At 75.0% G+C, this 4,591-nt stretch carries 1 protein-coding gene; it reads right to left on the bottom strand.

Going from position 1 to position 4,591, the window contains the following annotated elements; all coding sequences use genetic code 11:
- Positions 1-74: 74 nt before the first annotated feature.
- Positions 75-4,463: an FtsK/SpoIIIE domain-containing protein gene (locus tag ACFT4A_RS42220; protein ID WP_382841971.1), complete on the bottom strand. Its 4,389-nt coding sequence runs from the start codon at positions 4,461-4,463 to the stop codon at positions 75-77.
- Positions 4,464-4,591: the final 128 nt, after the last annotated feature.

Genomic DNA, 4,591 nt, shown 5'->3' with positions numbered 1-4,591 from the left:
GTGTCGACACCGTCGTCGGGCTCGACGCCGGCGCCGACGGTGGTGGTGTCCGGACGGTGTCTCCGGCGCGGTGGTCAGGCAGGTGCGTCCGGCTTCGCGATCACCGTCTCCGGCACCTGCACGGTCCGTAGCACGCCATCGCCCAGATGCAGGATCGCCCGCCCCGGACGGGCCGCGCCCAGCCGGCTGCGCGGCACCTTGACGCCGATCAGTTCGCCGTCGCTCATGTTCTGCGGCTTCAGCAGCAGCCCGCACCGGTTCCGGCGGGCCTCGGTGTGCCAGCCGGAGAAGCCGGAGGAGAGCCGGTCGGTCTGGCCGGCGATCACCAGACCCCGGCCGGTCTCGGCACCGGACTTGGCGATCTTCGTGAGGACGGGTTCGGCCTTCGTCTTCAGCAGCAGGTCGGCGTCGTCGAGGAGCACCACGGCCCCGTCGGGCGAGGAGGCCAGCGCCTCCTCCAGGGCCGTGGGGTCGATGTCGGACTCGTCGAACACCGCGAGCACGCCGGGCCGTCCGGCGAGGTCCCGCAGCGGCGAGCGGGCGGGAGCCCCGATCACGACGGGGGTGCCGGACGCGAGCAGCGACAGCGCGACCGTCGACAGGACGGTGCTGCGTCCGGACCGGGCCGGGCCCGCCACCAGGAAGGTCGGCGTCATCGAGAAGTCCGGCCCGAAGGCGGTCAGTTCATCGCCGCCGACGCCGGCCGGCGCCCAGCGCGGGTGCGGCCACGGCTGCGGCGCGTAGCCGGCCGCCTCCTCCCAGGTGAGCCGGTCCGGCAGGGTGTCGACGCGGAACGGCCGGGTGGCGGCAGGCAGGTGAGCCGACCGCTCACGGCACTGCCCGGCGATCCGCTGGAGGGCCGCGGCCTGCGCCTGGCCCCCGGGGTCGTCCGTGAGGAGCGCGATCTGCACCTCCGCCTTGTCGGCGGCGCGCAGGGCCCGGCCCGGCGGGATCTCGTCGGGCACCTTCCGCTGGGTCACGCCGATCATGCCGTACTCGGACTTGTCGTTCAGCTTCAGGACGAGCTTGTCCTCGGTGGAGTTGCCGACCCGGCTGGAGAACAGCGCCCGGTCACCGCTCATCACCAGGTGGATGCCGACGCTCGCGCCGTCCCGGAGCAGGGTCTGCACCCCGGACAGCAGGTTCCCGGAGTCGTACTCGCCGAGCTGCTTGTCGAAGACCTCCCACCGGTCGATGAACAGCACGATGTGCGGCGGCCGTTCGTCCTCGGGCAGCGCGCGCCTCAGTTCCGTCAGGTCGGCGCTGCCGCGGGCGGCGAGCATCTCCTGCCGCCGGCCGAGCTCCGCCGTCAGCCGGGCGAGCAGCCGGGCCACCCGGTCCGGCTGGGTGCGCTGGGTGACGGCGCCGACGTGCGGCAGTCCTTCCATGGCGAGCAGTGCGCCGTTGCCGCAGTCGATGCCGTACAGGTGCAGCTGGGCCGGAGTGTGGGCCAGGGCCAGCATGCCCGCGAGCGTGCGCAGGGTCTGCGAACGGCCCTGCCGGGGCGAGCCGACGATGTGCAGGTGTCCGAGCGTCGCCGGGTCGAGCACCAGGGGCAGCCGGGCCTGTTGGGCGGGCAGGTCCACCACGCCGTACGCGACGGGCGCGAGGTCGTAGTCCGAGCCCGGGGCGGGCGGCAGGTCGCCGGTGACCAGCTTCTCGGGCAGCGGCTGGAGCCAGGGGCTGTGCTGCGCGGGGATGCCCATCTCCCGGTCCGCGTCGCGGATCGCCTTGACGAGCCCGGTGAGGTCGGTCTCCACCTCGGCGGGGGCGGCGCCCGCGCCCCGCGGCCGGGGCGGGAGCGGCTCACCGAGCCGCTCCCAGCCGACCGTCACCGCCCAGGGTGCCGGCAGCGAGGTCGCCGCTGCTCCGGGCCGACGGCCACCGACCCGTCCGGACTGGAACGGCACGAGGGAGTTCTGGCCGAGCCGCACGTAGGCGCGGCCGGGGTTGCTCTGCGAGATCCCGGCGGCTTCGGTGGAGTTGATGACGTCCTGGCTCTCGCCGGAGTCCGTCACCCGCAGCGCGATGCGCAGGTTGGTGTTGGCGCGGATCTCCGAGGAGACGACGCCGCTGGGGCGCTGTGTCGCCAGGATCAGGTGGATGCCGAGGCTGCGGCCCCGCTGCGCGATGTTGACGAGGCCCTTCACGAAGTCCGGCAGGTCGCGCACCATCGAGGCGAACTCGTCGATGACGATGAGCAGTCGGGGCATCGGGGGGTGGCCCGCCGGGTTGCGCTCCAGCGCGTCGACGTAGTCCTCGATGTCCTTGGCGCCGGCCGCGGCGAGGATGTGCTCGCGCCGGGTGAGCTCCGCCGTCAGGGACACCAGGGCCCGCTCGACGAGGTGGGCGTCGAGGTCGGTGACCATGCCGACGGTGTGCGGCAGGTCCACGCAGTCCTTGAACGCGGAGCCGCCCTTGTAGTCGACGAGGACGAACGTCATCGCGTCCGGACGGTTCGCCACCGCGAGGGAGGCGACAAGCGTCTGGAGGAGTTCGGACTTGCCGGAGCCGGTGGTACCGGCGACCAGCCCGTGCGGGCCGTCGCGCCGCAGGTCGAGGTGGAACGGGCCGTCCAGGGAGACGCCGACGGCCGCCCTGGTCGAGCGGCCCCCGGCGTTCCAGCGGGCGCGGATGCCATCGGCCCGCGGCGGGTCGAGGGCGAGGACGTCGAGCAGCCGCGCGGAGCCGGGGAGCACCGCGGCCTCCTCGTCGGCGCCGCCCGGGTCGCGCAGCGGGCCCATCGCGCGGGCCAGCGAGCGGCACCAGTCCTGGGACACCGCGTCGGGCCGGATGCCCCCGACGGTGCCCCTCCCGGAGCGTCCCACCCGCAGGGTTCCGCCGGGCTCCTCGACGGCGACGGCGTGGCACTCCTCGGGCAGCAGCCGCTCCTCGGCGTCCAGGCAGACCGCGCGGACGCCGACGGACGGTCCGTCGCGCAGGATCTGCGCCACGCCGGGCAGCGAACGCAGCCTGCGGGCCCCGTCGAGGACGACGAGCACATCGGGTCCGGCGGGCCGGCTGCGCCGGTCCTCCCGTCCGGCGCGCTCGGCGATCAGCGCGGTCAGTTCGGCGACCCGGCGGGCGCAGCTCTCCGTGCCGTAGCCGATGCTGGCCGGGGTGTCGCCGGACTTCTTCCGCACGTGCGGCAGCCAGCGCAGCCAGGACCAGCCGTCCCGGCCGGGGCCGCCGGTCGTCAGCAGGTGGATCTGGAGGTCACGGGGGCTGTGCAGGACGGCGGCCTGGGCCACCGCCCACCGTGCCACGGCGCGCGCGGCCGGGCCCTCGCCGGCGATGCCCAGGACGTCGTGCTCGCGCAGCGGCACGGTCACCGGGACGTCGTACGCGGTCCACGGGTCCTGGCGGCGGTGTTCGTCCTTGGTCGGATCCTGGAGCACCACGTCGGAGGGCAGGTCGGCGGTCCCGATGCGCAGTTCCAGGAAGTCGGCGTCCGAGGTGCGGCGTTCCCACAGGCGGTGCCGGGGGCCGACGGCGGTCAGGACGACCTCGGCCGGGTCCGGGAAGCCACGGCGCCGGGCGGTGCGTTCGGCCGTCAGGGCCTGCTCCGCGTCACCCTCGATGCGCGCCTTCTTCTCCTCGTAGGCGGCGACCGCCTCGGAATGGGACTGCTGTCCGTTGCGCCGGCTCATCAGGTGGTTGCCGACGATCACGACCGGGGAGAGCAGCCCGAACAGCAGCATCGTCCAGCGGCCGAGAATCAGCGCCCCGGCCACCGCCATCACCAGCGGGGCGGCCGCGGCGAGCCACGGGAGCGGCCGGGGGCCGGGGGACGCGGGCGGGGAGGGCAGGGTGAAGCGGGTGGCGTTCTCGGCCGGCCGCAGCCGCGGGGGCCGGTTGTAGTCCCAGCCGGTGCCGTCCTCCGACGGCTCCACGGCCGCGTCCGCCTTCTGCGGGAGGGCGAGTTCGAGCAGGCAGCCGCCGACGAGGAGCTGCGCTCCGGCCGGCCAGGCGGTCGCCTCGGCGAGGTCCTCACGGTCCAGTTGGAGGGTGCCGCCGTCCGGCGCGGAGGCGTCGGGCGCCACGCGGCAGCGTCCTCCGGGCCCCACCGTCAGGACGGCGAACGGCCGCTCGGGTACGGTGCGCAGCACCTGGGCGGCCCCGTCGCGCGCCAGCCCGATCCGGTACTCGCCCATGTCGAGCCGGTGCACCGCGCCCGCCCCGGTCCCGCCGACCGCGCGGACCTCCGCCAGCCCGTCGGGTTCGGCCGACGAGGTACCGGCCGGACGGCCCAGGCCCACGACGGCCGCGTGGTGGAGCGGTGCGTCCCGCAGCCGCATGTCCGCGGGCAGCAGCCGGTCGCCTACGTACAGGCCGAGACCTTCCGGGGGCCGGACGCCTCCGGCCCCGGCCAGCGCCTCCGCGACGCCGCCCACGGGCGTGTCGGGGTCGGCGTCGAGGTGGACGTCGAACGCATCACCCTCCCCATCGACCACGGTCAACATCAACGACACGAAACGTCCTCCAGCCAGCGTGTTTGCGGGGGCGCGGGAGCCGTGTTCGGCAGCTCTCGCGCCACTGACGGGACCTACGGGGCCCGCCCGCAGACGGTTCACGGAGGGGTGCGTGAACC

The sequence above is a fragment of the Streptomyces sp. NPDC057099 genome (genome assembly GCF_042671245.1).
GTDB lineage: Bacteria > Actinomycetota > Actinomycetes > Streptomycetales > Streptomycetaceae > Streptomyces > Streptomyces purpurascens.
Note: the sequence above shows the minus strand (reverse complement) of the source record. Positions and strands in the feature narration are given on the sequence as shown.

Coding starts and splice junctions, on each gene's coding strand:
- ACFT4A_RS42220 (WP_382841971.1), bottom strand. CDS start 4,463: ATGTTGACCGTGGTCGATGGGGAGGGTGATGCGTTCGACGTCCACCTC.